Source organism: Bradyrhizobium sp. WCU1, from assembly GCF_053474805.1.
Genome location: NZ_CM130280.1, coordinates 4,828,235 through 4,854,067, shown reverse-complemented (window position 1 = coordinate 4,854,067; position 25,833 = coordinate 4,828,235). Strand labels below are relative to the sequence as shown.

21 protein-coding genes are annotated in these 25,833 nt (G+C 62.5%); 8 read left to right on the top strand and 13 right to left on the bottom strand.

Features of this window, described 5'->3' with window-relative positions; all coding sequences use genetic code 11:
- Positions 1-44: 44 nt before the first annotated feature.
- Positions 45-1,643, bottom strand: coding sequence for an ABC transporter substrate-binding protein (locus tag ACTUWL_RS22480; RefSeq protein WP_021077063.1), 1,599 nt, complete (start codon positions 1,641-1,643; stop codon positions 45-47).
- A gap of 262 nt (positions 1,644-1,905) precedes the next feature.
- On the opposite strand from ACTUWL_RS22480, the gene ACTUWL_RS22475 reads away from it, so the two are divergent.
- The 3 genes from ACTUWL_RS22475 to ACTUWL_RS22465 are packed head-to-tail and all read left to right on the top strand — an operon-like array spanning position 1,906 to position 6,127.
- Positions 1,906-3,513: an ABC transporter substrate-binding protein gene (locus tag ACTUWL_RS22475; RefSeq protein ID WP_035650161.1), complete on the top strand. Its 1,608-nt coding sequence runs from the start codon at positions 1,906-1,908 to the stop codon at positions 3,511-3,513.
- Positions 3,514-3,532: 19 nt separating this feature from the next.
- Positions 3,533-4,714 carry an acyl-CoA dehydrogenase family protein gene (locus ACTUWL_RS22470; protein WP_021077061.1) on the top strand — a complete coding sequence of 394 codons (1,182 nt, stop codon included), beginning with the start codon at positions 3,533-3,535 and terminating at the stop codon, positions 4,712-4,714.
- A 15-nt stretch (positions 4,715-4,729) separates the two neighbouring features.
- A complete protein-coding gene (locus ACTUWL_RS22465; RefSeq protein ID WP_021077060.1) occupies positions 4,730-6,127 on the top strand; it encodes an LLM class flavin-dependent oxidoreductase in 1,398 nt (465 codons plus the stop codon).
- A gap of 17 nt (positions 6,128-6,144) precedes the next feature.
- On the opposite strand, the gene ACTUWL_RS22460 is transcribed toward ACTUWL_RS22465, so the two are convergent.
- A complete protein-coding gene (locus tag ACTUWL_RS22460; RefSeq protein WP_106940098.1) occupies positions 6,145-7,347 on the bottom strand; it encodes an LLM class flavin-dependent oxidoreductase in 1,203 nt (400 codons plus the stop codon).
- Positions 7,348-7,558: 211 nt separating this feature from the next.
- On the opposite strand from ACTUWL_RS22460, the gene ACTUWL_RS22455 reads away from it, so the two are divergent.
- The 4 genes from ACTUWL_RS22455 to ACTUWL_RS22440 are packed head-to-tail and all read left to right on the top strand — an operon-like array spanning position 7,559 to position 11,468.
- The gene (locus ACTUWL_RS22455; protein ID WP_021077058.1) at positions 7,559-8,545 is read left to right on the top strand and encodes an ABC transporter permease; all 987 of its coding nucleotides are present in this window, start codon (positions 7,559-7,561) and stop codon (positions 8,543-8,545) included.
- Positions 8,546-8,547: 2 nt separating this feature from the next.
- Positions 8,548-9,525: an ABC transporter permease gene (locus ACTUWL_RS22450; RefSeq protein WP_021077057.1), complete on the top strand. Its 978-nt coding sequence runs from the start codon at positions 8,548-8,550 to the stop codon at positions 9,523-9,525.
- 1 nt (position 9,526) lies between these two features.
- Entirely contained in the window at positions 9,527-10,531 is a 1,005-nt protein-coding gene (locus tag ACTUWL_RS22445; protein ID WP_021077056.1) for an ABC transporter ATP-binding protein, read from the top strand.
- Positions 10,509-11,468, top strand: a complete 960-nt coding sequence (locus tag ACTUWL_RS22440; RefSeq protein WP_021077055.1) for an ABC transporter ATP-binding protein — start codon at positions 10,509-10,511, stop codon at positions 11,466-11,468. Before ACTUWL_RS22445 ends, ACTUWL_RS22440 begins: the two co-directional genes overlap by 23 nt.
- Here ACTUWL_RS22440 and ACTUWL_RS22435 read toward each other — a convergent pair.
- From ACTUWL_RS22435 to ACTUWL_RS22385, 11 genes are all read right to left on the bottom strand, one after another.
- Positions 11,465-13,060 carry an ABC transporter substrate-binding protein gene (locus tag ACTUWL_RS22435; protein ID WP_021077054.1) on the bottom strand — a complete coding sequence of 532 codons (1,596 nt, stop codon included), beginning with the start codon at positions 13,058-13,060 and terminating at the stop codon, positions 11,465-11,467. The two genes, ACTUWL_RS22440 and ACTUWL_RS22435, sit on opposite strands and share 4 nt — an antisense overlap.
- 9 nt (positions 13,061-13,069) lie before the next feature.
- A complete protein-coding gene (locus ACTUWL_RS22430) occupies positions 13,070-13,903 on the bottom strand; it encodes a MetQ/NlpA family ABC transporter substrate-binding protein (RefSeq protein WP_021077053.1) in 834 nt (277 codons plus the stop codon).
- 147 nt (positions 13,904-14,050) lie between these two features.
- Positions 14,051-15,676, bottom strand: coding sequence for a chaperonin GroEL (gene groL, locus ACTUWL_RS22425; protein WP_021077052.1), 1,626 nt, complete (start codon positions 15,674-15,676; stop codon positions 14,051-14,053).
- Between the two features lie 85 nt (positions 15,677-15,761).
- The gene (gene groES, locus ACTUWL_RS22420) at positions 15,762-16,049 is read right to left on the bottom strand and encodes a co-chaperone GroES (protein ID WP_021077051.1); all 288 of its coding nucleotides are present in this window, start codon (positions 16,047-16,049) and stop codon (positions 15,762-15,764) included.
- A gap of 230 nt (positions 16,050-16,279) precedes the next feature.
- Positions 16,280-17,341, bottom strand: a complete 1,062-nt coding sequence (locus tag ACTUWL_RS22415; RefSeq protein ID WP_021077050.1) for an LLM class flavin-dependent oxidoreductase — start codon at positions 17,339-17,341, stop codon at positions 16,280-16,282.
- 21 nt (positions 17,342-17,362) lie between these two features.
- On the bottom strand, positions 17,363-17,887 hold the full coding sequence (locus tag ACTUWL_RS22410) for an OsmC family protein (RefSeq protein ID WP_021077049.1): 525 nt from the start codon (positions 17,885-17,887) through the stop codon (positions 17,363-17,365).
- Between the two features lie 205 nt (positions 17,888-18,092).
- On the bottom strand, positions 18,093-19,316 hold the full coding sequence (locus ACTUWL_RS22405) for an acyl-CoA dehydrogenase family protein (protein WP_021077048.1): 1,224 nt from the start codon (positions 19,314-19,316) through the stop codon (positions 18,093-18,095).
- 2 nt (positions 19,317-19,318) lie between these two features.
- The gene (locus tag ACTUWL_RS22400; protein ID WP_021077047.1) at positions 19,319-21,100 is read right to left on the bottom strand and encodes a dipeptide ABC transporter ATP-binding protein; all 1,782 of its coding nucleotides are present in this window, start codon (positions 21,098-21,100) and stop codon (positions 19,319-19,321) included.
- Positions 21,097-21,879, bottom strand: coding sequence for an ABC transporter permease (locus ACTUWL_RS22395; RefSeq protein WP_199196584.1), 783 nt, complete (start codon positions 21,877-21,879; stop codon positions 21,097-21,099). The genes ACTUWL_RS22400 and ACTUWL_RS22395 overlap by 4 nt, the downstream gene beginning before the upstream one ends.
- 122 nt (positions 21,880-22,001) lie before the next feature.
- Entirely contained in the window at positions 22,002-22,919 is a 918-nt protein-coding gene (locus tag ACTUWL_RS22390; protein WP_021077045.1) for an ABC transporter permease, read from the bottom strand.
- Positions 22,920-22,928: 9 nt separating this feature from the next.
- A complete protein-coding gene (locus ACTUWL_RS22385; protein ID WP_021077044.1) occupies positions 22,929-24,539 on the bottom strand; it encodes an ABC transporter substrate-binding protein in 1,611 nt (536 codons plus the stop codon).
- 775 nt (positions 24,540-25,314) lie between these two features.
- Between ACTUWL_RS22385 and ACTUWL_RS22380 the strand changes: the two genes are divergently transcribed.
- Positions 25,315-25,833 carry a nuclear transport factor 2 family protein gene (locus tag ACTUWL_RS22380; protein ID WP_021077043.1) on the top strand — a complete coding sequence of 173 codons (519 nt, stop codon included), beginning with the start codon at positions 25,315-25,317 and terminating at the stop codon, positions 25,831-25,833.

Genomic DNA, 25,833 nt, shown 5'->3' with positions numbered 1-25,833 from the left:
CTTCTGCGCAGGCAGGCGAAAGGAAAAGAATGTGATGTCACGGCCTATACGGACGGGTCGATCCAGAGATCGGCGAAGCTGCCGTTCAATCCCTCGGCGCCGGGAGCGAAGTTTCGAACCTTCCTGTTGGCAATGATCACGCCGCCCGCCGCGACGATGTCGACGGAGGCCACCTCCTCGTGGACGATCGATTGGAACTTGGACCAGATCGCGCGCCGCTTCTCGGCATCCGGCTCGATCGCAGCCGCCTCCAGAAGCTGGTCGACCTCGGGATTGCTGTAATGCGCCGCGTTCGAGAACGGCAGGCCGATGCGGAAATTCTTCGACCAGTAAGCGCGTTGCACGCCGAGCGTCGGATCGAACGTGTTGGAGAGGCTTTCGATCGTCAGGTCAAATGCCCGATCCCGATAGACGACATTCAGGTAGGTTGCGAGATCGTACCGCAGAATCTCGATGTCCAGGCCAATTCGGCGCAGGGAATTGCGCAGGAAGTCGGCGAAGCTCGCGGGCAGGAATGGATTTTGCGTGAGCCTGAGCTTAGCCCTGATGCCGCCCGCGCCTCGCTTGAGGCCGGCCTCATCCAGCAATTGATCTCCCGCCTTCGGATCAAACGACCACGCCTGGATCTTCGGATCGTAGAACTTGGGCAGGGCCGTGCTGACCGGCGACGGAGAGATCAGGCCGTAGCCGAAGAACACGACGTTGACCAAAGCCCGGTGATCAATTGCATGGGCGATCGCCTTGCGGACTCGGCGATCCTGCAGGATCTGCGTATCGAAATTGAAGAACAGCTGCTGCTGTGGGCCCGAATAGGCGTAGGTCGTGGTATCGACCACGAACCGCTTGTCGAGCTTGAAACGCTCGATATCGCCATATGGCACCGGCGTCGCCCCGATATCGACCTCTCCCGCCTCAAGCGCCGCGGCACGCGCGGCCGGATCCAGCACGACCTTCAGCACCAGACGGTCGACATAAGGCTTCGGGGCATCCCAATAGTTCGGATTACGAACGAACAGAAGATGACTGCCGGGAACCCATTCCCTGAGAAGGAACGGACCGGTCCCGATCGTCTGCTCGAGCCGGGGCTGCTCCTCGGGCTTGAGAGCCTCGTAGATGTGCTTGGGCACGATCGGAGATTCGGCACCGGCCAGTGCTGAAATCAGGAAGGGGGCCGGTTTTGACAGCACGATCACGGCCGTCAGACGGTCCGGCGTTTCGACCGCCTCGACATTCGCGAACGTGATGCGTCCGCGCGGATGAGCGACCTTCAGCCGCTCGATGGAAAATGCGACGTCGGCCGACGTGAACTCCCTTCCATCAGACCATTTCACGTTCGGTCTCAGCCGGAACGTGTAGCGCCTGCCATCGTCGCTGATGGTCCAGGCCGTCGCCAGCACCGGCCTCGGATTGAGATCGTAGTCGTACGCAAGGAGCCCTTCGTTGATCTTGGTGCCGATCGTCTGCCCGGTTCCCGACGACGTGTTGATCGCGATGATCGCGGAAGGGTCGGGGTAGTACACCCAATTCAAGGTGCCGCCGGGCACGGGTTTCGCCTCGGCAGCCATCGCTCGTGATGGACCGAGCAGGCCGGCGGCGCCGGAGGCCAGAAGCCCGCGATTAAAGGTCCGTCGATCCAGCGACATCGCGCCTCCGCGTCAAGCCGCGACGCACGGAGAGAGCATCTCGCCGGATCCGCCGCGCAAGTCGTACCGCCTCAATCTTGATCACGTTTCGCAGAGAATTTGCTTTTGTTGTTCACAGCACCGGCGCGCGTTCATGAGCGCGACGTGCCACGCATGCAGCAGCAAAATTTTCATTATGCGCAGAAGCGCTCCGCAGGATTGATTGTCTGACCTCGAGGTGAATTATTGCGACGCGGTGTTCACAACTGACGTGCGATCGGCAATGAACTGGCTTACGCGCCGGCAAATTACAAAAGCTCTGCTGTGGAGCTCTGGCGCTCTTGTGAGCAGCTCAGTGGCGGGGCCAGTGCGCGCCGCTGATGAAGGAAAGCATGGCGGAACGCTGAACGTGGTGATTCAGCCCGAACCTCCCATCCTCGTCAGCCTGACGCACACCGCGGGCCCGACCACCCGCGTGAGCGGAAAGGTGACCGAGGGGCTCGTCACCTTCGATCTGGACTTCAATCCCCGTCCCCAGCTTGCGACCAGCTGGCAGAAGAGCGAAGACGGGCTCAGCTATCGGTTCGAGCTCCGGCGCGGAGTAAAGTGGCATGACGGCCGCGACTTCACGTCGGCAGACGTCGCGCACTCCATCGAGCTTCTCAAGCAGCATCATCCGCGCGGCCGCGGCACGCTCGCCTCGGTTCGCGAGGTGCGCACGCCCGATCCGCACGTTGCGGAAATCGTGCTCGACAAGCCCGCACCATACCTGCTCGCCGCCCTCACGGCCTCAGAATCGCCGATCGTGCCGCGACACATCTATGAGGGGACCGATCCCCTGGCCAATCCCAACGGACGCGCGCCGATTGGAACTGGTCCCTTCGTTTTCAAGGAATGGAAACAGGGCAGCCACATCGTGCTGGAGCGCAATCCCAACTACTGGGATCCGGGCAAACCCTATCTCGACCGCATCGTCATCCGCTTCATCGCCGACGCCAACGCCCGCGCGGTTGCGCTCGAGACCGGAGAGATCCACTACGCGCCTGATACGCCGGTGCCGCTCGGGCAGATCGAGACGCTCAAGGCCAACCCAAACCTCCTGATCGAAACACACGGCTATGACTATCAGCCCATCGTGTACCGGCTCGAGTTCAACCTCGCCAACCCCTACTTCGCCAAGCCGGAGGTCCGGCGTGCCGTCGCGCACGCGGTGGACCGCGACGCGATCAACCGCATCGTTTTCTACGGATGGACACAGAGCGCACCAGCCGCGATCAGCCCGGCGCTGAAGCAATTCCACAATCCCGGGATTCCGCGCTACGAATTCGCGCCGAAGAAGGCCGAAGCGTTGCTCGATGCCGCAGGCTTGCCGCGCGGGCCGGACGGTACGCGCTTCAAGGTTTTCCACGACTACATGCCGTATGGCGAGACCTATCAGCAACTTGGCGCCTACACGCGCCAGGCGCTTTCCACGATCGGCATCGGCGTGACGCTGCGCGCGCAAGACGTTCCGACCTGGTTCAAGCGGACCTACACAAACCGCGACTTCGACTTCATGAGCAACGGCATGAGCCATTCGTTCGATCCGACGGTCGGCGTGCAGCGGCTGTACTGGTCGAAGAACTTCAAGCCCGGCGTGCCCTTCTCAAACGGATCGGGCTACAGCAACCCTGAGGTCGACCGGCTGCTGGAGGCGGCCGCCGTCGAAAGCGATCCGGCAAAGCGCCGTGAGCTGTTCTATGCCTTCCAGGTCATCGTCGCGACCGACCTGCCCGACATCAATCTGGTGACGGGACCAAACCTGACCATCGTCAACCGCAAGGTCCGCGATCACACCACGACGATCGACGGGCCGTCCGCCAACTTTGCCGACGTCTGGCTGCAAAGCTGATCTCGCACGGGATATCCTCATGAGTTTCGATCTCGATACATCAAATCCCCATTTTGCCAAGGCCGTGCGGTTGCGCGAGATCTTCGCGCGCGACGCCGCCGAGCGCGACCGTGCCGGCGGCAAACCGCTCGAGCAGTTGGCCTTGCTGAAGGAGAGCGGCCTTCTCAACCTGTTGATACCGACGGAATTCGGCGGTGCCGGCGAACGCTGGTCGACCGCGCTGAAGATCGCCCGTGAGTTTGCCAAGGTGGACGGTGCCCTGGGACACCTCTACGGCTACCACTTCGGCTCCCAGCACGCTGCCCATCTGCGCGGCACGGCCGAGCAAGCTGCTGATATCTTCCGGCGGTCTGCTGCCGGCAACTGGTTCTGGGGCAATACCGCAAACAGCTTCTCGAAGAGCCTGTTCGGTCGCCGAGATGCCGATGGGTTTGTATTGGACGGGTTTCGCCCGTTCACGTCAGGATCGCATATCGCGGACTACCTGCAGGTCGCCTGGGAAGACCGCGATACCAATGCACGGAGCTTCGCGGCCATTCCGGCAAACCGGGACGGTATCCGGATCGAGAACGATTGGGACGGCTTCGGCCAGCGCCAAACCGGAAGCGGGCGCGTCACCTACACCGGGGTCCGGATTCATCGAAACGAGGTATTCGACCACAAGCCTGACGGCGGGCGTCCCTATCAGACCGTAACGCCCTTCCTGCAGCAGAGCACCCTGCTGAACGTCTTCATCGGCAGTGCGCAGGGCGCCCTGATCACTGCGCGCGACTATACGCGGGAAACGTCCCGCCCCTGGCTTCATTCGGGCGTTGAAAAGCACACCGATGATCCCTGGGTCAGAAGGGTCTATGGCGAGCTTTATACGCGGGTGAAAGCGGCTACGCTGCTCGCGGATGAGGCGGCCGCGACGCTCGATCGGGTCTGGTCGCGCGGCCGCGATCTGACGCCCCAGGAGCGCGGCGAGGCCGCGGTCGTGATTGCCGGCGCCAATGCTCATGCCGGCGAGGTCGCGCTTGATGTCACCAGCCGCATCTTCGAGGTGATGGGTGCACGCTCCGCCACCATTGCCAATGGCTATGACCGCTTCTGGCGCAATGTACGCATCCACACGCTGCACAATCCCGCCGAATACAAGACCCGCAATGTCGGGAACTGGTTTCTGACTGGCGTCCATCCCGAGCCGTCCGCATTCCAGTAGCTGAGAAAGCCCCTCGTGCCCAAGCAAATCCAGGTCAACGGCTTCGCCATCTTCAGCCCGGTTCACCTTTCTCCGGGGCTATGGCGCCATCCGGAGGACCGCTCGCTGGACTTCGATACGCTTGATTACTGGACGGACGTGGCGCGCATTCTCGAGGCCGGCAAGTTCGACTCGATCTTCATCGCCGACGGCATCGGTATTCACGACGTTTATGCCGGAACGGCCGACGCGGCGCTGAGCAGCGGGGCACAGATTCCGAAGCTCGATCCGATGCTGTTGGTCTCGGCCATGGCGCATGTCACCGAGCATCTCGGCATCGGCGTCACGGCCCCCGTATCGTATGAGCCGCCCTTCACGCTCGCCCGCCGCTTCTCGACCCTCGATCATCTGACCAAGGGGCGCGTCGCCTGGAACATCGTGACCGGCTACTCCAACGCGGCGTCACGTGCGGTCGGTCGCGACAACATCATGCCGCACGACCCCCGCTACGATCTTGCCGACGAATTCCTCGATGCGGTCTATGCACTTTGGGAAGGCAGCTGGGACGACGAGGCCATTGTCGTCGACCCCATCAAGGGCGTGATCGCGGATCCGCACCACATCCGCAAAGTTCATCACCACGGTGCGCATTTCAAGGTCGACGCCATCCATCTCGCCCACCCCTCTCCGCAACGGACGCCATTCCTGTTCCAGGCAGGCGCCTCCAATCGCGGCAAGGATTTCGCCGCCCGGCATGCCGAAGCGGTTTTCCTTGGGGAGCACTCCAAGGCGCGCACATCGGCCAATGTCGCCGAGACGCGGGCACGCGCGCGGGCATTCGGCCGCGACGAGCACGACATCCGCTTCTATGCGCTGACGACCGTGATTGTCGCCGAGACCCGTGTCGCCGCCGAAGCCAAATACCGCGACTATCAGCGCTATATTGACCCCAAGGGCTCGCTCGCATTGCTGTCGGGCTGGACCGGGATCGACCTGTCCCGCTATAGCCTGGACGACCCGTTTCCGACCGTGAAGAAGGACAACGCGGTCACTTCGATGATCGATTCCTTCTCCAGGAGCGAGCGCCCCTGGACCATCCGCGAGATCATCGAACACAACGGCATCGGCGGCCGCGGTCCGGTCATCGTTGGCTCACCCGCCGAGGTCGCCGACGAACTGCAGGCCTGGGTCAACGAGACCGATATCGACGGCTTCAACCTCAGCTACGCCGTGACGCCGGGCGGGTATCGGGATTTCGCCGAGCTCGTCGTGCCGGAATTGCAGCGCCGCGGCGTCTACAAGACCGAATACGCTCCGGGCACGTTGCGGGAAAAGGTGTTCGGAACCGGTCGGGCACGCCTGCCCTCGTCGCATCCTGCCGCCAGATTCCGGCCGTCCGCAGCGGGGCGGACGCCTAAAGCTGCCTCCGCCTGACCCGCATGGAAAACCGGTCAACCAATCTCGAGCTTCGGCACGGCATGGCGCAGCCCGGCCTGCTCCATCAATGGCAGCACGCGGCGGCCGAAGAAATCGAGATCAGGCTTGAAATCGAAGAAGCTGAGCTGAAGGCCGTCGATCCCGGCCTTCTTGAGTTGCACGAACTGCTCCACCACCTGCTCGGGTGTCCCGATCACCTCGATATTGCCACCGATGGCGCGACGCTTCGGCGCATCGACACCGACACGTCCCTTCCAGGCATGCGCATCGCTCGCAAAGTTCTGCATGCTGGCGACGGGATCGATGTGATCGACGATCGCGTCGTGATACTGCCAGGTCTCGCGCTCGGTTTCCCGGCAGACGACCATCGGATTGAGCAGCGTCCGCACTTCACGTCCGACGTCGATAGCGGACTGCTTCACGCGCTGGACATGCGCCGGCAGGGCTTCGATCGCACTCGCAAAGGACGAGCCCGCCGGGCTGGTAACGAACACGATGTCGGAATAGCGGCCCGCGAACGCGATGCCGGCGTCCGATCCGGTGGCGTTGACAAGGATAGGCCGTCCGAACCGCGGCTTGGGCGTCACGAACGCATTGCTCAGGCGCCAGGGAGATTGTCCTTTGAAGGAGAAGTTCTCCTTGTCGCCCCACAGCCGCTGCAGCACCTCGATGAACTCGGCCGCCAGCTCGTAGCGGCGGTCATGCTCGATCTGGTTCCAGCCGAATGCCTCATGCTCGATGGCGCGGTGGCCGGTCACGACATTGATCCCCCAGCGCCCTCCCGAAATATGATCCAGCGTGGCACCGTATTTGGCGAGATGCAGGGGATGGATCGGCCCGTAGAGCACGTGGATCGTCGAGATCAGCATGATCCGCGACGTGACAGCGGCAAGCGAAGCGGTCGTGATGAACGAATCGAGCGCTTCGCCCGTAAAGACGCCGCCGTAGCCGCCCTTCGGCAGCCACTGCGACAGCGCGAACACGAGATCGAAGCCGAACTGTTCGGCGCTGAGCGTGAGATCGCGATTGTAGTCGAACGTCCACGTCGTCGAGCGCGACAGGGTCGACGCGCTCCAGCCACCAGCCTGGATCGGCAGGAACAAGCCAAGCAGCAGCGGCTGTTGCAGCGCTTTCGACAAAGGACTTTCCGGAAACTGGCTGGGGCTCGAAAAGACTGGCCAGCCAACGATGTCGCCCGGCTTGTGCACTATGGTCATATTCATGTCCGTCGTGGTGATACGTGCCGTCCGTGGAGCATCCGCAACATCGATACGATCGCACGCGAATGCGTCGACGTTGGCGACGCGCATCGGCATTGTCAACGGCGTCTCCTCTCTCGTCGTGGCGTATCTCCGCGTGCCGACCGTGCGAGGAATGACAGCATGAGCAAATGCATCTTTTCGACACGTCATGGAAGTTAGAAGAAACATGTCGAGCATCCAGCGCATTGGAAAGACTTTTCGCCGGACGATCTGGCAGGCGATCCCGACGGTGATCGGAATCGTCGTCATCAATTTTTTTCTGCTGCAGCTCGCGCCGGGAGATGCCGCCGACGTCCTTGCCGGCGAGTCCGGATCGGCGACGATGGAAACGGTGGCGGCGCTGCGCAGCCGTTTCGGCCTCGATCAGCCGATCCTGCTGCAGCTTGCAGCTTACCTCGATAATCTCGCCCATTTGAGCCTTGGCTACTCACCGCGCTACAATCTTCCGGTCGCCGATATCATCGGTCAGCGACTGCCCGGCACGGTGGCCCTGATGGCAACCGCGCTCGTCATCGCCCTTGCCGGCGGCATCGCGCTTGGCATCGTGATGGCGACATTCGCCGGCCGATGGCCGGATCGTCTGATCTCGATCGTGGTCACGCTGCTCTACTCGATACCGGGCTTCTGGATCGGCCTGATGCTGATCCTGCTGTTTTCCGTCAAGCTGGGCTGGTTGCCGAGCGGCGGCGCTGCCACGATCGGCGCGAACCTCAGCGGCTTCGATCTGCTGATCGACCGTGCCCGCTACATGGTTCTTCCCGCCCTCTCGCTCTCGCTGTTCTACATCGCAATCTATTCCCGACTTGCCCGCGCCGCCATGCTGGAGGCTCAGGCTCAGGACTATGTGCGCACGGCCGCTGCGAAAGGGCTCTCTCCACTCACGATCACGGTGCGCCATGTACTGCGCAACGCCTTGTTGCCGGTGACCACGGTCGCCGGCATGCACTTCGGTGGCCTGCTAGGCGGCGCAGTGGTGGTCGAAACCGTGTACAGCTGGCCCGGCCTCGGCCGCCTCGCCTTCGAGGCCGTGATGAGCCGCGACTTCAGCGTGCTCCTCGGGATCCTCCTGCTCTCCTCCCTGCTCGTGATCATCGCCAACATGACGGTTGATCTCGTGCAGGCCTGGCTCGACCCTCGCATCGAGACCCGCTGACCATGACCGACGCCGCCCTCGACTCCACACATTCGACCGAACGGACCGCTGATGACCGGCCACGAACTGCGCCGGAGCGCTCGGAATGGCCGAACGTTCACGCACCGGACACGCATGTGATCGCTACCGACGCGAGCCAATCGCGATCGCAATTGTTCGGTCGCATCAGGCGAAATCCGTCTCTCGTCGCCGGCGCTACGCTGTTGCTGGTGATCATCGCCGCGGCTGTGCTAGCGCCGCTTCTTTATCCCGGCGATCCCCTCTCGATGGTGGCCCGACCGCTGTTGTGGCCCGGACAGGATCTTGGGTACCCTCTTGGAACCGACTCTCTGGGCCGCGACGTCGCCGCCGGCCTCATGCATGGCGCGCGAATTTCGCTCCTGATCGGCTTTGTCGCCACGACGATTGGTGTTACGATCGGCATCGCAGTGGGCGCCGTCGCCGGTTATCGAGGCGGCCTCGTCGACGACATCCTGGTCCGGATCATCGAGCTGTTCCAGACCGTTCCGAGCTTTATCCTGCTCGTCGTACTCGTCGCGATCGCGCAGCCCTCGATAGCAACGGTAACCTGGGCTATCGGGCTCGTCACATGGCCAACCATCGCACGGCTGGTCCGCGCCGAGTTTCGGGTGCTGCGTGAGAAGGAATTCGTCATGGCGGCGCGCTCGCTCGGCTTCAGCGACACCCGCATCGTCATTCGTGAGATCCTGCCGAATGCTCTCCCGGCCATTATCGTCACCACATCGGTGATGGTCGCAACCGCAATCCTGATGGAAGCCGCACTGTCATTCCTCGGACTGGGGGACCCGAATGTCGTGAGCTGGGGCAGCATGATCGGCTCCGGGCGCGAATTGATCAGAACGGCCTGGTATCTCACCGCATTGCCTGGCCTGGTTATCGTTCTGACTGTGCTTTCACTGAACCTGATCGGCGACGGACTGACGGATGTGCTCAATCCACGTCTCAGCAGGGAGCGATAGGATGGCACCCCTGCTCGACGTCCGCGATCTCACCATCGCCTTTCCAAGCGCAACGCCGGTGCGAAACCTCAGCTTCAGCCTCGCTCCAGCGGAAACGCTTGCCATCGTCGGCGAATCCGGCTCGGGAAAATCCCTGACGGCGTTGGCGCTGATGCGCCTGCTTCCCGGCACCGCGCGTATTGTCTCTGGTCGGGTTCGCCTCCGGGATGACGAGTTGCTCGTGCTCCCGGAGATCGAGATGCGCCGCCGGCGCGGTCGCGATATCGCAATGATCTTCCAGGAACCGATGACGTCGCTCAACCCGGTGCTGACCATCGGCCGGCAGATCACCGAGGTTCTGCAAGTGCATCGCGGCCTCTCAAAGGCGCAGGCGCGCCGTGAAGCCGCTGAACTGCTCGATCTGGTGCGCATTCCCAACCCTGAGCGGTGCCTGGACGACCATCCGCACCGACTGTCGGGTGGCATGCGCCAGCGCGTCATGATCGCGATCGCGGCGGCGTGCCGTCCGAAGATCCTGATTGCGGACGAGCCGACCACTGCGCTCGACGTGACCATCCAGGCTCAGGTGCTGGAACTGCTCGACCGCCTGCGTCGCGAACTGTCGCTTTCACTCCTGCTGATCACCCATGATCTCGGCCTGGTGGGCCAATGGGCTGACCGTGTCGTCGTCATGTACGCGGGGCGAAAGGTCGAGGAAGCGCCGCCTGGCGTCTTGTTCGAGCGTCCCCTGCATCCCTATACGCAGGGCCTTCTCGCGGCATCCCCGCGATTGCACGAGAAGCTGCACTACCGAAGCGCCAGGCTGTCCGAAATCCCCGGCAACATCGCTTCTGCCACCACCCAGGCAGGTTGTCCCTTTGCACCGCGGTGTCCGCACCGGTTGGCGCTGTGCCGGACCAATGTCCCGCACGAACGCGACGCGGCAATTGGACGGCGCGTTGCCTGCCACGTCGATCTCACCGAACCATCTCGCGGTCTGCCCCATGACGCTGCTGTCAGTTACTGATCTCAAGACCACCTATCGCGTCGGTACCGCCCCGGTCCACGCGGTGGATGGCGTATCGCTCGACATCGCGCCGGGCGAGACTGTCGGTCTCGTTGGAGAGTCCGGCTGCGGAAAGTCGACCCTCGGCAAGACGATCCTGCGGCTCGTTGAACCGTCGGCCGGCCGTATCGCGTTCGACGGCGTGGATCTCACCACGCTGCCGCAGCAGCGACTGCGGGCCTACCGGCGCAGGCTGCAGATGGTGTTCCAGGACCCGTTCGCCTCGCTCAATCCACGCCAGACCATCGGCGATATCCTGCTCGCACCGCTCGACGTCCATCGCGTCGGCTCTCGCGCCGACCGACGCCAGCGGGTCAGTGCAATCCTGTCCCAGGTCGGCTTGCCGGAGGACGCGATTGCACGCTATCCGCATGAATTTTCGGGCGGCCAGCGTCAGCGCATCGGAATCGCACGAGCGCTGGTCCTGGGACCGGACCTGATCATCTGCGACGAGCCGGTGTCCGCGCTGGATCTATCCGTGCAAGCCCAGATCCTCAACCTGCTCGCCGACATCAAGCGCGACTTGAAGCTGTCGCTGCTCTTCATATCCCACGACCTCTCGGTGGTGCGTTATCTGTCGGATCGGGTGCTGGTGATGTATCTCGGGCGCATCGTCGAAGCCGGCAGCCATGAGCAAATCTGGAAGAGCCCGCTGCATCCCTACACCCGCGCGCTGATCGACGCTGTCCCGGACCCCGCCCGGCGGCGCTACGCAGCACCCCTGCCAGGCGACCTGCCGGACCCACGCAACGCGACCAAGGGCTGTCGCTTCCAACCACGCTGTCCGCTAGCAACGGAGCTCTGCAAACAGCAGTCTCCTGAGCTGCGCAGCGCGCGCTCCGGCCAGCGGGTTGCATGCCATCACGCCGAGATAATTGCAGTATCGGGCCCGACCTAACCGCGCAGCCAAACGCCCGCAAAATTGCCCTGAACACCGGCACTATCGACGGTGTGGCCGATGACCTTCCGGTTGTAGACAGTCACCGGTTTGCTCAGCATCAAGGGGAGCACCGGAAGCTCATCCGCGACAACCTCCTGAAAGCGATCAATCAGCGCCCTGCGCCTGGTCGTGTCGGATTCGACGGCAATCTGGGCAAAGAGCTGATCGACCTCCGGATTGGAGTAATGGCTCGCATTGGTGAAGGCCACACCCTTCCGATAGTTGTCGCTGGTGAAGAACCGCTGCAGGCCGACCGTCGGATCGAACATGTTGGTGAAGGGGTGAAAGGTGAAGTCGTAGTCGCGGTCGGTATAGACCCGCTTCAGATAGCTTGGAAAATCCTGCCCGCGAACGGTCACGTCGATGCCAACGGCGGCCAACGCGCTCTTCAGGGCTTCGCCGCTGCGCTTGAAGTTCTCGCCAAAGGGTTGGAAGTCATGCGTCAGCGCAAACCGCCAACGGCCTCTCAGGGGGAAGCCGGCTTCGTCCAGGAGCCTGGCCGCTGCCTTCGGATCATAAGGGTATGTCGGGACCTTGTCGTTGTAGAACCGCTTCAAGGTCGGACTGACGATGCTGACCGTCCGTTCTCCCAGTCCGTACCAGGCCACGTTGAGCACCACGGCGGGGTCGACCGCATGCGCGATCGCCTTCCGAACTTGCGGGCTCTTCAGGATCGGATGATCCAGATTGAACTCCAGGCCGTACAGCGTCGGAGAGTATTCGTAACCACGCGTCTCCTGGCCCAGATGCGGAAGGGAGCGGAAGCGCTCGAGATCCAGCGGCGAAACGGGCGTCGATCCGCCGAGGTCGAGCTCACCGGTTTCAAATGCGACGGCGCGCGCAGCCCCGTCAGGAATTACGCGGACCAGCAAGGCGTCAAGATATGGCTTCGGGCTGTCCCAGTAGTTCGGATTGCGGACATAACCGACATAGTTGCCGAGCACCCATTCCTTGAAGACGAAGGGCCCGGTCCCAACTGGCGCACGATTGTTCGGGTTCTGCAGCGGATCGCCCTTGCCGTCGTAAATGTGACGCGGGACGATCGGAGACTCGCCCGCCGCCAGCGCGTAGAGCAGATACGGCGCTGGCTTCGACAGTTTAAGCACGACCGTATGCTCGTCGACCGCACCGGATTCGAGCAGGTTGGCAAAGGTCGTACGACCACGTGGATGCGCGGATTTGAGAAGACCGATGGAATAAACGACGTCCGCGGCCGTAAACGGCTGGCCGTCATGCCATTTAACGTTCCGCCGCAACTCGAAACGATATTGCAACCCGTCTTCGCTGACGCTCCAGGCCGTTGCGAGTTGCGGTCTGGGATTGAGCTCGAAGTCGTAGGTCAGCAGCCCCTCGACCACCTTGGTGCTGGCCTGGATAGCCGGCCCCTCCGTCGTGTTGAAGCACACCAGCGTGGTCGGTTCGGGTTGGATCACGAAGGATAGCCGCCCGCCGGCGCGGGGACTGCCCTCCTGCGCCCGCGCACCGCCAGCCGGCGCCGCGAGGGCAGCCACGCTTGCCGTGACGAACGTTCGTCGGGAAATCGAGACCATTTTGCTTGCCTACGACCCCGGGAAGGTCACGAGCGATCCGTAAAGCTCGCGCAACTTGGCATGCACAGCCTCGGAGTCGCGATAGACCGCGATGAAACGGCTCAGGCGCGCGTCGTCCTTCAATTCTGGCCGCGTCACGAACTGAAAGGCATAAATCGGTTCATTCTCGAAGATCAGGCCCGAGGACGGATCGAGCCCCGCAAGCCTCGCAAACGTCGGATAGGTTGCCGCGGCGTCAACGTCATCAAGGGAACGCGCAATCTGCGGCCCTTCGAGTTGGACCAGCTTCAATGGCTTGCGGTATGCGACGATGTCCTCGATCTTTGCACGATGATCGGCCCCCGGCTTGAGCTCGATCAGGCCGGCTCGCTGCAGGAGCAGCAGCGCTCGACCGGTGTTCACGGCATCACTTGAGATCGCGATCCGGGCATTGTCCGGGAGATCCGGGATTGACTTGTATTTCTTGGAATAGAGTCCGAATGGAGTGCTGAAAGCCGGCGCGACGGGAACGAGCTTGTAGCCTGCATTCTTGATGCTGAATTCAAGGAATGGAACGTGCTGGAACAGATTCGCGTCGATCTCCTTTTCGGCGACCGCGCGATTTGGCGTATTCCAGTCGTTGAACTCGATCAGTTCAACGTTCAGGCCCTGCGCCTTGGCTTCGCGCGCCGCAATCTCGGCGGCCTGGTTCGATATGCTGGTCGCAAGACCGATCCTGAGCGGTCTTTCATCGGCCGAAACCAGCGATACTCTGGCAAGCAACCCGAAGAGCGCCAGGCCAATCGCGAAATCTCGCCATGTCCGGCCCAGTTTGGACGAACGATACAGGCTCTCCTGTGACACTGTCTTCCCTTCTTGCTGCGGCCAGGAAGGCTGGTCCCTTGGTGGCGGAGCCGACTGTCGCGGGAGACCCGACCAAAGCCGCCGTTTGGTCGTTTCTCCTCGCGACAGTCCCGTTCTGATCAATCGACCGGCGAGACGGCCGGCTGCTCAGAACTCTCCCCCCGCCCCGGGAGCTGCGATTGCTGGCTTGTCCTTTGGCAGTTCGGCGACCAGCGCTTCCGTGGTCACGATCAATGAGGCGACCGAGGCCGCATCCTGCAACGCGGTTCGCACCACCTTCGCCGGGTCGACGATCCCAGCCTCGATCAGGTCGACATACTCCTCGGTCTGCGCGTTGAAGCCGTAGGTCGGCGATCGCTGCTCCAGGATCTTGCCGACTACGATGGACCCCTCAACGCCGGCATTCTCGGCGATCTGCCGGATCGGACTTTCCAGCGCCTTGAGCACGATGTTGATCCCCGCCTGCACGTCGGGATTGCCATGGCTCAGCCGGCCGATGGCGGCCTTCGCCCGCAACAGCGCAACGCCACCGCCCGGCACGATGCCTTCGGCGATTGCCGCGCGCGTCGCATTGAGCGCGTCGTCGACGCGGTCCTTCTTCTCCTTGACCTCGACCTCGGTCGCGCCACCGACGCGGATCACCGCAACGCCGCCCGAGAGCTTGGCAAGCCGCTCCTGCAGCTTCTCGCGGTCATACTCCGAAGTGGTCTCCTCGACCTGCGCCCTGATCTGGGCGATCCGGCTGTCGATATCCTTGCGCTTGCCGGCGCCGCCGACGATCGTCGTGTTCTCCTTGTCGATCCGAACCCGCTTGGCACGGCCAAGTTGCGACAGTGTCACATTCTCGAGCTTGATCCCGAGTTCATCCGAGATCGTCTGCCCCCCGGTCAGGACCGCGATATCCTCAAGCTGCGCCTTTCGCCGATCGCCGAACCCCGGCGCCTTCACGGCAGCCACTTTCAGTCCGCCGCGGAGCCTGTTGACGACCAGGGTCGCGAGCGCCTCGCCCTCGACGTCCTCGGCGACAATCAGCAGGGGCTTGCCGGACTGCGCGACCGCCTCAAGTACCGGCAGCAAGGGATGCAGCGAATTCAGCTTGGCTTCGTGGATCAGAAGATAGGGATCCTCGAACTCGACCAGCAATTTCTCCGCATTCGTGACGAAATAGGGCGACAGATAACCACGGTCGAACTGGAGGCCTTCCACGACATCGAGCTCGGTGTCGAGGCTCTTTGCCTCCTCGACGGTGATGACGCCGTCATTGCCGACCTTCTTGACGGCGTTGGCGATGATCTTTCCGACTGCGACATCGCCGTTCGCCGAGATCGTGCCGACCTGGGCGACTTCTTCGGAGGACTGGACCTTTCGCGCCCGCTTCTCGATGTCCTTGATCGCTTCGGCGACGGCCAGATCGATACCGCGCTTGAGGTCGAGGGGATTGAGGCTTGCTGCGACGGCCTTTGCGCCCTCCCGAACAATGGCTTGCGCCAGCACGGTGGCGGTCGTGGTGCCGTCGCCGGCGAGGTCGTTGGTCTTGGAAGCGACCTCGCGCAGAAGCTGCGCACCGATGTTCTCGTACCTGTCCTCGAGCTCGATCTCCTTGGCAACGGTCACGCCGTCCTTGGTGATCCGCGGAGCCCCGAACGCCTTTTCAATGACGACATTGCGCCCTTTGGGGCCGAGCGTCACCTTGACGGCGTTGGCAAGCGTGTCCACGCCGCGCAAGAGGCGATCGCGGGCATCGGTCGAGAATTTCACATCCTTTGCAGCCATATGCACTGTCCTTCGAGCAAGACTGTCCCTGCCGCGCACAAGACTGCGCGGTTGGACATCGTTGAGGTGTTGTTGATGACGAGGCCTAGGCGATCACGCCGAGAATGTCGGATTCCTTGGCGATCAGCAGATCTTCGCCATTGATCTTGACCTCTGTTCCGGACCATTTTCCGAACAGGACCCGATCGCCTTTCTTCACGTCGAGTGGATGCAGCTTGCCGGTTTCATCCCGCGCCCCGCCGCCGACGGCGACGACTTCTCCTTCCTGAGGTTTCTCCTTCGCGGTGTCGGGAATGATGATTCCACCCTTGGTCTTGTTGGTCTCCTCGATGCGGCGGATCACCACACGATCATGCAACGGACGAAAGCTCATCGGGACTACCTTCGAAAATTTCTGAGTTCAAGTTCGCGCATCAACGGCGCAATTTCGCCTTTGATGTCTTCAAAACGTTATGGTCGCGATGATTTCGTGTCCATATCAAATTGCGCTACCGAAATAGACGATTGCTGCCGATGCAGCGCGACGCGGAAAACGTTTCGGTCGGTGAAATGCAATGACACCCTGCAAGTCCTCGATGGCGAGACCCGCAGGGTGTCACGCCGCTAAGCTGCGGCCCTGCCCTGCAAGTGCCGCACGCGGGGAATCACGTGTTCGGCGAAGCGCGCCATGTTCTCGTCGACCGGCTGGAATTGCAGCATGAAGAGTTCGACACCAATCGCATTGAACTCGACGATACGCCTGGCGACCGTGTCATAGCTGCCGACCAGCCGCGCCGAGGTGCCGCCATTGGTCCCGACTCTTGCCTCCTTGGCCGCGGTCTTGAACATCTGCGCTTCGGGATCCGCATTCGCCACCAACCGGGCGCGCGCCGGCTTGTCTTGCTCCGCGATGGCAAACAACTTCGTCAGCTCGGCCTCCGCTTCGGCATCCGTCTCGCGGGCGATAACGAAGGCGGACATCCCGAAGCGGATCGGCGCTCCAATACGCGGCCTGTGGGCGACATCCTGGATCAGGGCGCGAATATCCTGAAGCGGCTGCCCATTCATGAAATAGACATCCGCGGCGTGAGCCGCGAGCGCCCGTGCCGCTTCCGACTCGCCGCCAAGATAGATCGCCGGTCGTGGCCGGAACTCGTCGCGCGGACGCAATTGATAGGCCTCGATGCTGAAGTGCTGCCCCCGGAAATCCACGCGATGGCCGGATGTCAGCCGCTCGAAAATCTCGACCCACTCCCGCCCATAGGCGTAGCGATCGTCATGATCGGGAAAGCCAATTCCCGAGCGCTCCAGTTCCGGACGGTACCACGCATTGACCAGATTGATGCCGAACCGCCCCTCACTGATATTCTCGATCTGCAGCGCCATCTTCGCGAGCACGACCGGGTGCACCAGCAAGGGCTTGATCGCGGCAATCAGCTCGATCCGGCCGGTCAGCGCGGCAAGGGCGGCCGCGCCGGTCCAGGTTTCGAGCAGATCCTGGTCGTCACCGCTCGGATGGATGATGTGCTGCGCAAGCAGCGTGGATTCATACCCAAGCGCTTCGGCCTGCAAGATCTGGGCACGAACGCGTTTCCATGACGCATCGGGCGGATCGCTGGGATGATGTCGGGAGGCCCAGCTGCCATGGGTGAGCGCCCATACGCCAAATCGCAGGGGTAACGTCATGCTCGAAACCTCGCGGTCCAATCACTCGGCGGCCGCGCTCAACGAACCCTGCCGCAGCGAAAGCTGCACAGGCGTCGGATTGCGAAGGATATCGAGCACCGGACAATGGGCGTCGACGACCTGCTTGAGACGCTCCAGCTCCGCCTGCGGGGCTGAGCTGTCGAGGATCACCTCGGCTTCGATCCCCTGAAAGCCCGCTCTGATGTCGGGTTGCACGTTGAAGAAGCCGCGCAAATCAATTGTCCCGGTGAGACGAACCGAGACACCATCAAGCGGAATGCCGAGCGCGTCCGCATAGAGCCGGTAGGTGATCTCCTGGCAGGACCCCAATGCAGCCAGGACGTATTCGACCGGGTTCGGCGCGGTGTCATTCCCGCCAAGGCCCGGAGGCTCGTCCACCGCGACATGAAACTGGCGGATTGAAACGGCGCTATTGACACCATCACCGAGGCGCGACTGCGCATGGAACGCGGCCTGAGCCTGCGCCGGGTCTACGCCCAATGCAGCCTGGGTTCCGGTGAACACGTCCTTGAACTTGAAGCTCATCGCAAGTCCCTTCGCTTGAGTAAGCTACGACGGCGAAATTGTGAGCCCGCACAACCTGCTTATCAATCGAGCCGCGACAAAAACGATGAACAGAGCCTCGCAGGTCGGATCGCCAACACATTCGTTCCACGGCTCGACCAGTGTGAAGGAAAACCGTCGCGGTCGCAGGCGCGTCGTTCGGCAGGCGATGCAGCCAGCCGCCGTCTTACGCCGTGCCGATCCGGTACTGGCCCGGCGGAGGTGTTCCGTTGACCGCGAAATCACCGACGATGCGATCCCGATAAACGCGAGGGTTATGGTTGGTGATGGTCCGTGCATTGCGCCAGTAGCGATCAAGCGCCAGATTGCGCGCTGCCGATGATGCACCCAAGGCATCGAAGAAGATCGTGGTCGCCTCCAGGATCAGGCTTGAGACAACCGTGACGGCCTGATCGAGCTCGAGCTCGGCAATGGCGACAGCAGCGGCAATTCGATCCTCATCCTGAGAGAGCTGCGATTCATGGGCGCGCTGCAAGGCCTCGGCGACCTTGAGCACGATTGCCCCGGCCGCATAAGCGTTGCCGCGTACCCTGCCCACCACCTGAAGTATCTGCGGGTCCGCCGCTACGCGATCGGCGTTGCCGTGGCTGAAAACCCGCGTCCGCTGCTTGACCAGATGCGCAACGTCATTGGCCGCGGCACGCCCAATGCCCGCGAGTGTTGCAAGGTGCACCAGTTGGTAGAATGGATTGGAATATTTGAACCGTGCGGTCACCGGAATGACCTGGTTACCCTCGACCGGAACATCCTTGAAGATCGTCGTGCCGCTCGCCGTGAGCGCCTGGCCAAAGCCGTCCCAATCGTCGAGCACCTCGACCCCGGGCGAATGGCGGGAAACGACGACACCGACCGGCTCGCCATTCTCATGCTGGGCCGCGATGTTGATCCAGTCGGCGAACAGCGTGCCGGTCGTGTAGTATTTGCGGCCGTTGAGCACCAGCTGCCCGTCCTTGCTGGAAACAGTGGTCGAGAACGCCTGCAGCTTGTTGTCGCCGACCTCACTGTGCCCATTGCCGAACAGGGTCTTCTCGCCGATGCGGCGCAGCCACAGTTCGCGGCGCTTTGGATCGGCCGAGTTGAGCACGTCCTCCGTGAAGCCAAAATGCGAGCGGAGCGAATTGGTGACGTTCGAGTCGGCCTCCGACAGTTCGATCAGCAGGTTGAACAGCTCCGGCAGCGTCGCGCCGGCACCGCCAAACTCGTCCGGCACCCGCACGGTCGTGAAGCCAGCCGCGCGCAACGCCTTGATCTCGTCATAGGGCAGGCGCCGCTCAAGATCGCGCGCGACGGCGGTGTCCTTGATCGAGCGGAACAACGGCCGAAAGGGTTCGGCAAGGTCTTCATATCGTGACGACGGGCCACTGCCCCAGGCTTGATCGATCTGCGTCATCGCTATCCTCCTGTTGCGGCTTCTGTCCCTTGAGCAGGACCGGCGACGATTGCGCCGGCAACTTGCGCCCGGGCGGTCAATCCACGCTGGATATCCGGGACTGCGGCGAGCAGCGCCCGCGTGTAGGGCTGTTGCGGATGTCCGAGCACCGCCTCGACGGTGCCCTGCTCAACCACGCGACCGTCGTGGAAAACGAGCACCCGATCGGCCAGATGTTCGATCACGCCGAGATCATGCGAGATGAAGAGCAGCGCCATGCCAAGCTTCGACTGCAACTCCGCAAGCAGGTCCAGCACCTGAGCCTGGATGCAGATATCGAGCGCCGACACCGGCTCGTCGCAGACGATCAGGGCGGGTTCGGCCGCCAATGCCCTCGCGATCGAGACCCGCTGACGCTGGCCGCCGGACAGCGACCTCGGCCGGCGTTCGAGGTATTCGGCACTCAGACCGACGAGCTCAAGCAGCGAAACGATGCGTTCACGCTGCTGCTTGCGCTCCGGCAGGCCCGCGAGATTTTCAGCGATGATGTCCTGAACGCGATAGCGGGGATCGAAACTGCTGAGCGCATCCTGCGGAATATATTGCAGCTTACGCCGAAGCGGCCGCCGCCCTGCTTCCGAGACAGTCGACCAGGGGCGACCGAGCAACCGCACCTCTCCCTGATCGGGTGAAAGCAGGCCGAGAACGATCTTGGCGCAGGTCGATTTGCCCGAACCCGACTCGCCGACGATGCCGACGACCTCGCCCGCCCTGACGTCGAAGCTGACGTCCTGCAGCACAGTCGAACGGACACGCCCCGTCGCCTTGGGCGAAATGTAGCTCTTGGAAATCATCTCGACCTCCAGAACCACCTCGCCGGCCTCGCGGCGGGACGGCAACGGCTCACGCGTGATCGTAACGGTATCTCCGTTTCCGGCGTTCACTGCCGCGAGCTCAATTCGCGCCGACGCGAGCCGCGCTCCGCGTGAGCGGACCGACGGAACGGCCGCGATCAACTGCCGCGTATAGGAGTGTCGTGGCCGGGTCAGCACGTCGTGGGTCGGTCCTCTGTCGACGACCCTGCCGTCACGCATCACTATCACCCGGTCCGCGATTCCGGCGACGACGGCGAGATCGTGACTGATCAGCAATACGCCCGCACCGTCGCGGATTCGTTCCGCGAGCACTTGCAGGACTTGCGCTTGCACGGTGACGTCGAGAGACGTGGTCGGCTCGTCTGCAATGATCAGATCGGGATTGGCGGCGATTGCCGATGCGATCAGCGCACGTTGGCGCAATCCGCCCGAAAGTTGATGCGCATACTGCATGGCGCGATCCGCCGGATTGGGAATGCCGACCCTGCGCAGCGTGTCCAGCGTTCGCTCCCGGATCGATCCGGGATCGGTCAGAATCCCGTGACTGGAGATCACTTCGGCGACCTCCTGTCCGATCGTGCGCAACGGGTCGAGCGAGACCAGCGCATCCTGCATGACGAGACCGGTGACCGTTCCACGCAGCTTGCGCCAGTCGGCCTCCCGATAGCCGCGCACATCGCGGCCCTTGATCTCGAAGCGACGGGCGGTTGTCGTGGCCCCCTCTCCAGCGAGGTTCAACAGGCTTCGCGCGGTCACGCTCTTGCCTGAGCCGGACTCACCGACCAGTGCGACGCACTCGCCGGGCCGGATCGTCAGATCGACGTCGATCACGATCGGCCTGTCGGCATTTGCGCCGGCAAAGCCCACATTCAGGCCCAGGATCTCGACCAGCGGAGCCTTTAGCTCGGGCGCGGATTGACCGGTGCTCATGCCATCCGCCCCTCGAATTTCTTCTGCAGGAAGTTGCCGACCACACTGAAGGCGATCACCGTGGCCGTGATCGCAAGGCCCGGGAACACGCCCGGCCACCACGCGACCCGCAGCACGTCGCGGCTCTCCGCCAGCATGACGCCCCATTCCGGCGTCGGCGGCTGCGGGCCGAGACCCAGGAAGCTCAGGCCCGACACGATCAGGATGGTGCTGCCGATATAGACGGTCGCGATGATCGGAATGGCGACCAGCACATTGGGCAATACGTGGCGCAGAAACACCTGCCGTTGGCTCAATCCATAGATTGTTGCCTGTGTCACGTAATCCGCGTCGCGCACCAATTGGGTCTGCGCCCGGACCACGCGGCCGAACTTGGGAATGCCGGCGATCCCGACTGCGATCGCGATATTAAGCATGCCCTGGCCGAGGAAGGTGACGATCAACATCGCAAGCAACACACCCGGAAAGGACGACAGCATGTCGAACAGACGCGACACGGATTCATCGAGGATCCGATTGCGCTGGCCGGCGATGATCCCGAGAATCACACCCAGACCGAGCCCGACGGCAACGCCGCCGAAGCCGATCAGAAGCGAGTACCGGGTGCCATAGATGGTTCGCGCAAAGACGTCGCGGCCAAGGCGATCAGTGCCGAACAGATGGGCCCAGCCTGGCGGCTTCAGCCCCTCGGTGAAATCGCCGACGAGCGGATCGAAATGGGTGAACAGCGACGGCGCCGTCGCCGCAGCGATCAGGAGCAGCACGAATGCCACGGCCACCACAAACGCGAGGGGCGGACGACGCCGAACCGCGGGCACTGGAAGCGAAGTTTCGAACCCGACGAGGTCCTCAGGTCGATCGAGCGGGACGGCTTGCTCGAATGAGCGGTGCGACGGCGCGGTCATTGAGCCCTCAATCTCGGGTCGATCAGCACATAAAGAATGTCGAGCAGGGTCGAGGCGGCGACGTGAATGAATGCAGCGAGCAGCACCACGGTCAGCACCACGGGCACATCATGCGTAAGCACGGCTCCGAGCGTCACCGTGCCGAGACCCGGCCGGCCGAAAACCTTCTCGGTGATCACCGCGCCGCCGAGCAGGCCGCCGATCAACCAGCCACCCAACGTCACTGCCGGCAGCAAGGCATGCCGCAGCACGTGTCGCCACCGGATGATGAACTCGCCGACGCCGCGCGCCCGCACCGTCGTCACGAACGGCTGGTCGAGCGTCTTCTCCATGGCCTCGCGCAGGACCTGCGTCAGCAGACCCGCCGTCGGCAGCGCCAGGGTGATCGACGGCAGGACGATCGACTTCCACCCCTCGGCGCCCGATACGGGGAACCAGCGCAGGTTGAAGGAGAATGCCATCAGCAGCAGAATGCCGAGCCAGAATACCGGCGTCGAGGCGAACACCAGTTCGACGAGTGATGCAACCTCTCGCGAGAAATTGCCGCGGCCGGCGGTCAGGAGCGCGATGCCGCCTGCGATCACGACCGCGAGCACGCCTGCGGTCAGGGCCAGCTCGACCGTCGGCAGCAGCTGCGAACCAACCACCTCGATCACGGGCTGCCGTAGCACGTAGGAGGTGCCGAAATCGCCGCGAAAGATACGCAACAGGAAATCGAGATATTGCTCAGGCAGCGTACGGTTCAGCCCCCATTCGGCGGCGATCGCTTCGCGCAGGCCGGGATATTCGAGGTCTCCGGCAAGAATATCCTGGATGCGCCCCGGCAGAGCGTGGAGCGCGACGAATGTCGCGGTCACGCTCGCCCAGGCGACCACCAGGCTGGTGAACAGCCTGGAGATGATACGAGACCACATCCGTCTGCCCTACTTCTTTGCGATCCAGAAGTCGTAAGCACTGGACGGCGAGTCGAGGCCAGCCTCGAAGCTCAAACCGTTGACGGTGCTCTTGGCCGCCAGGAACCAGCTTGGCGCAAACAGCGGCACGATAAAGGCCTGATCGACGCCACGCTTCTGGACCGCATCCGTCAGCTCCCGTTTGCGTACCGGATCAGTCGACGCAAGCGCTTCATCGATCTGGCGGGTGATCTCGGGATCCGGATTGGAGATGTTGGCATACAGGAATCCCTTCGAGCCGAGCATGTCCCAGAGTTCGCGCGCCGGATCAGAGGGATTGTCCGTGTTCGGGTAGATCGTCCAGGTGCCGTTGGCGTTGTTCTTGGCATACTCGCCGGCCGTGATGAGCCGCAAATTCAGATCGAGGCCCACATTCTTGCGGAGCGACGCTTGAACGCCCTGAATCAGGATGTCACGATTGTCCCGCACATAAGGTTGGGGATAGCCGACCTCGATCGACAGCCGCTTGCCGTCCTTGGTTCGAAACCCTTCGGAGTCGCGGCCGGTCCAGCCGGCTTCATCGAGCAGCTTGTTGGCTCCCGCGATGTCGTTGCCCCAAGAGCCGACGAGCGCCTTGTTGTATGCAGGATTGGCAGGCCCGATGATCGACCAGGCACGCGGCACCGTTCCCAGGTAGACCTGCTTGACGATCGGCTCGAGATCGAAGCCGTCGCGCAACGCCCGACGCACGCGGACATCGTCGGCCGGCGGACGCGTATAATTAATGTTGAAGGTGAAGGAGGTGCTGGCGCCGGATGGCCCGGTCAGCAGCTTGAAGTCCGGCTGCTCTGCAAACAGCGGCGCATCGGTCGGCTGCACGCCCTCGATCAGGTCAACTTGCCCGGACGTCAAAGCGCCGGTGCGCACGGCATATTCGGGCAGGAATCGAAACGTCACGCGATCCAGATAGGCCGGGCCGTCATGGGCCGCGTTCCCCGGTCCCCATTTGTAGGCTGGATTGCGAACGAACACCGCGGATTGACCGCGCGTGTAGCCCTCGAAGATGAACGGACCAGTGCCCGCCAATGCGCGCCCGCCGCCGCACAAATCACCCTTCTCCAGCGCCTTCGGCGAAATCAGTCCCAGCTTCACGTTCGATGTCGATTCCAGGAAGCTCGAGTCCGGCTTGGACAAGACGAGTTTCACGACGTAGGGCGAGACCACCTCGGCGTGATCGAAAGTCTGCAGAAGAGAGACCGCGGTCGCCGCATTCTCCGGCTTGAAGATGAAGTCGAAATTCGCCTTGACCGCCGCGGCATCGAATTTCTCACCGTCGTGGAAAACGACGTCCTCGCGGAGCTTGTAGGTATATTCCTTGCCGTCCGCTGAAATCGACCACTCCGTGGCGAGCCATGGCGCGAAAGTGCCGTCGGTCTTCTTCGCGATCAGCGAGTCGATATAGTTGCGCGCGACGAAGAACGCCGCTTGCTGCGATGAGCGGTGGGGATCGAAGCAGGATGGCTCGGTCGTGACACCCCATGTCAACGCCCCACCGGAGACCGGCTGATCTGCGGCCTGCGCCGCGCCTATCCCCAGCAACGCAACGGCAATCCCGCTTACGAGCAAACTATTGTTCTTCATTCGCATCACCTGCACTTATGTTCCAGTACCTGCATCGCCGGCGCATCGAACATTCCCCATCGGGAAGATGGCGAACGTCAGCGCATCAGCCATTTCTTGCAGGCGTCTCTTCTGTTGCAGTGCGATCTAAGTCGTGGCTGCGCGTGAGCGCAACATGCAAACGATCGACACATTGTCCGCAGGCGAAGTTTGAAAAATAATTCGCGATGCCGCATCGTTGATGGATAAAATCGATCCAACACGATGCGAAGCCGACAATCCGATGCTGCGCCGACGTGACACGAAACGGCGGTCGAACAGCGAAAGCCTGCGCCGGTCTTCGGGGTGCACTCTGCAGGATCAGCCAACGTCGCCGTATCAATCAACTTGCCGGTCGGAGCAGCCCGAGCGAACGACGCCGGGCAGCACCTTGAGCGAGTGCGTGTCGCGGCCGAAAGGCCCGGGCTTGATCCAGTGCCGAGCCGTTTCGACCGCCGGTGCAGCAGCGGCGCTGGGCGCAAATCGACTTCTCGCCAAAACGGCGAAAACAACCCCATGCACAGTAACCGAGCCGAGCCAGATCAAGGGCTTGCACGAACAGCCATGTGCGCGCGGAAACGTGTCGGATCAAGCTGTTTGACACGTCGGGCAGAACACCTGCATGATGCTATCGTCGGGGCATAGGGCGATGGCGAGACGGATCTCGCGACCTTCGCAACGGTGCACTAGCGTTCCATCGGTTCCGCTCGCGGATGAAGGTCGGCAGCGGAGCCGCCAGCTCTCCGGAGTAGCCTGGATGCCGATGACACCCCACGACGACCTGCTTCTCTGGCATGCCCTTCATCGTCTCGAGGTGACATATTGGCATGACGTCGACTTCAACGACGGGCGCACGGCCCATGACTTCTTCACGCCGGACGGCGTGAAGATCGTGGGTCACAACCGGTTTGAGGGACGTGAAGCGATCCGCGCATTTTATGAGTGGCGCGCGCGTCAAATCGGCGAGAACGCAGCGGATCGACTGGCGATCAGTGGCGTGAAAGCCGTGCGGCACCTGATCACCAATCTGCACGTCACGTCGAGCAGCGAACGCTCCGCGACAGTGGTAGGCATCATCGTGTTCTACGGCGGTCTGACCTATCCATCCACGCGTCAGTCAAATCCTCCAATGATGGTGGCGGATTTGATCAATGAGTGCGTGCTGAACGACAGCAATTCGTGGCAGTTCAAATCACACACAATCCAGCCGGTATTCATGAGTGCCGCTCAACCTCCGTCCATGGAGATCGATCCCATGTTCCTGAAGGACACCTGA

Bases quoted from the DNA above. Each gene is read 5' to 3' on its own strand.
- ACTUWL_RS22480 (WP_021077063.1), bottom strand. From the start codon at position 1,643: ATGTCGCTGGATCGACGGACCTTTAATCGCGGGCTTCTGGCCTCCGGC.
- ACTUWL_RS22475 (WP_035650161.1), top strand. From the start codon at position 1,906: ATGAACTGGCTTACGCGCCGGCAAATTACAAAAGCTCTGCTGTGGAGC.
- ACTUWL_RS22470 (WP_021077061.1), top strand. From the start codon at position 3,533: ATGAGTTTCGATCTCGATACATCAAATCCCCATTTTGCCAAGGCCGTG.
- ACTUWL_RS22460 (WP_106940098.1), bottom strand. From the start codon at position 7,347: ATGACCATAGTGCACAAGCCGGGCGACATCGTTGGCTGGCCAGTCTTT.
- ACTUWL_RS22455 (WP_021077058.1), top strand. From the start codon at position 7,559: ATGTCGAGCATCCAGCGCATTGGAAAGACTTTTCGCCGGACGATCTGG.
- ACTUWL_RS22450 (WP_021077057.1), top strand. From the start codon at position 8,548: ATGACCGACGCCGCCCTCGACTCCACACATTCGACCGAACGGACCGCT.
- ACTUWL_RS22445 (WP_021077056.1), top strand. From the start codon at position 9,527: ATGGCACCCCTGCTCGACGTCCGCGATCTCACCATCGCCTTTCCAAGC.
- ACTUWL_RS22440 (WP_021077055.1), top strand. From the start codon at position 10,509: ATGACGCTGCTGTCAGTTACTGATCTCAAGACCACCTATCGCGTCGGT.
- ACTUWL_RS22435 (WP_021077054.1), bottom strand. From the start codon at position 13,060: ATGGTCTCGATTTCCCGACGAACGTTCGTCACGGCAAGCGTGGCTGCC.
- groL (WP_021077052.1), bottom strand. From the start codon at position 15,676: ATGGCTGCAAAGGATGTGAAATTCTCGACCGATGCCCGCGATCGCCTC.
- groES (WP_021077051.1), bottom strand. From the start codon at position 16,049: ATGAGCTTTCGTCCGTTGCATGATCGTGTGGTGATCCGCCGCATCGAG.
- ACTUWL_RS22415 (WP_021077050.1), bottom strand. From the start codon at position 17,341: ATGACGTTACCCCTGCGATTTGGCGTATGGGCGCTCACCCATGGCAGC.
- ACTUWL_RS22410 (WP_021077049.1), bottom strand. From the start codon at position 17,887: ATGAGCTTCAAGTTCAAGGACGTGTTCACCGGAACCCAGGCTGCATTG.
- ACTUWL_RS22405 (WP_021077048.1), bottom strand. From the start codon at position 19,316: ATGACGCAGATCGATCAAGCCTGGGGCAGTGGCCCGTCGTCACGATAT.
- ACTUWL_RS22400 (WP_021077047.1), bottom strand. From the start codon at position 21,100: ATGAGCACCGGTCAATCCGCGCCCGAGCTAAAGGCTCCGCTGGTCGAG.
- ACTUWL_RS22390 (WP_021077045.1), bottom strand. From the start codon at position 22,919: ATGTGGTCTCGTATCATCTCCAGGCTGTTCACCAGCCTGGTGGTCGCC.
- ACTUWL_RS22385 (WP_021077044.1), bottom strand. From the start codon at position 24,539: ATGAAGAACAATAGTTTGCTCGTAAGCGGGATTGCCGTTGCGTTGCTG.
- ACTUWL_RS22380 (WP_021077043.1), top strand. From the start codon at position 25,315: ATGCCGATGACACCCCACGACGACCTGCTTCTCTGGCATGCCCTTCAT.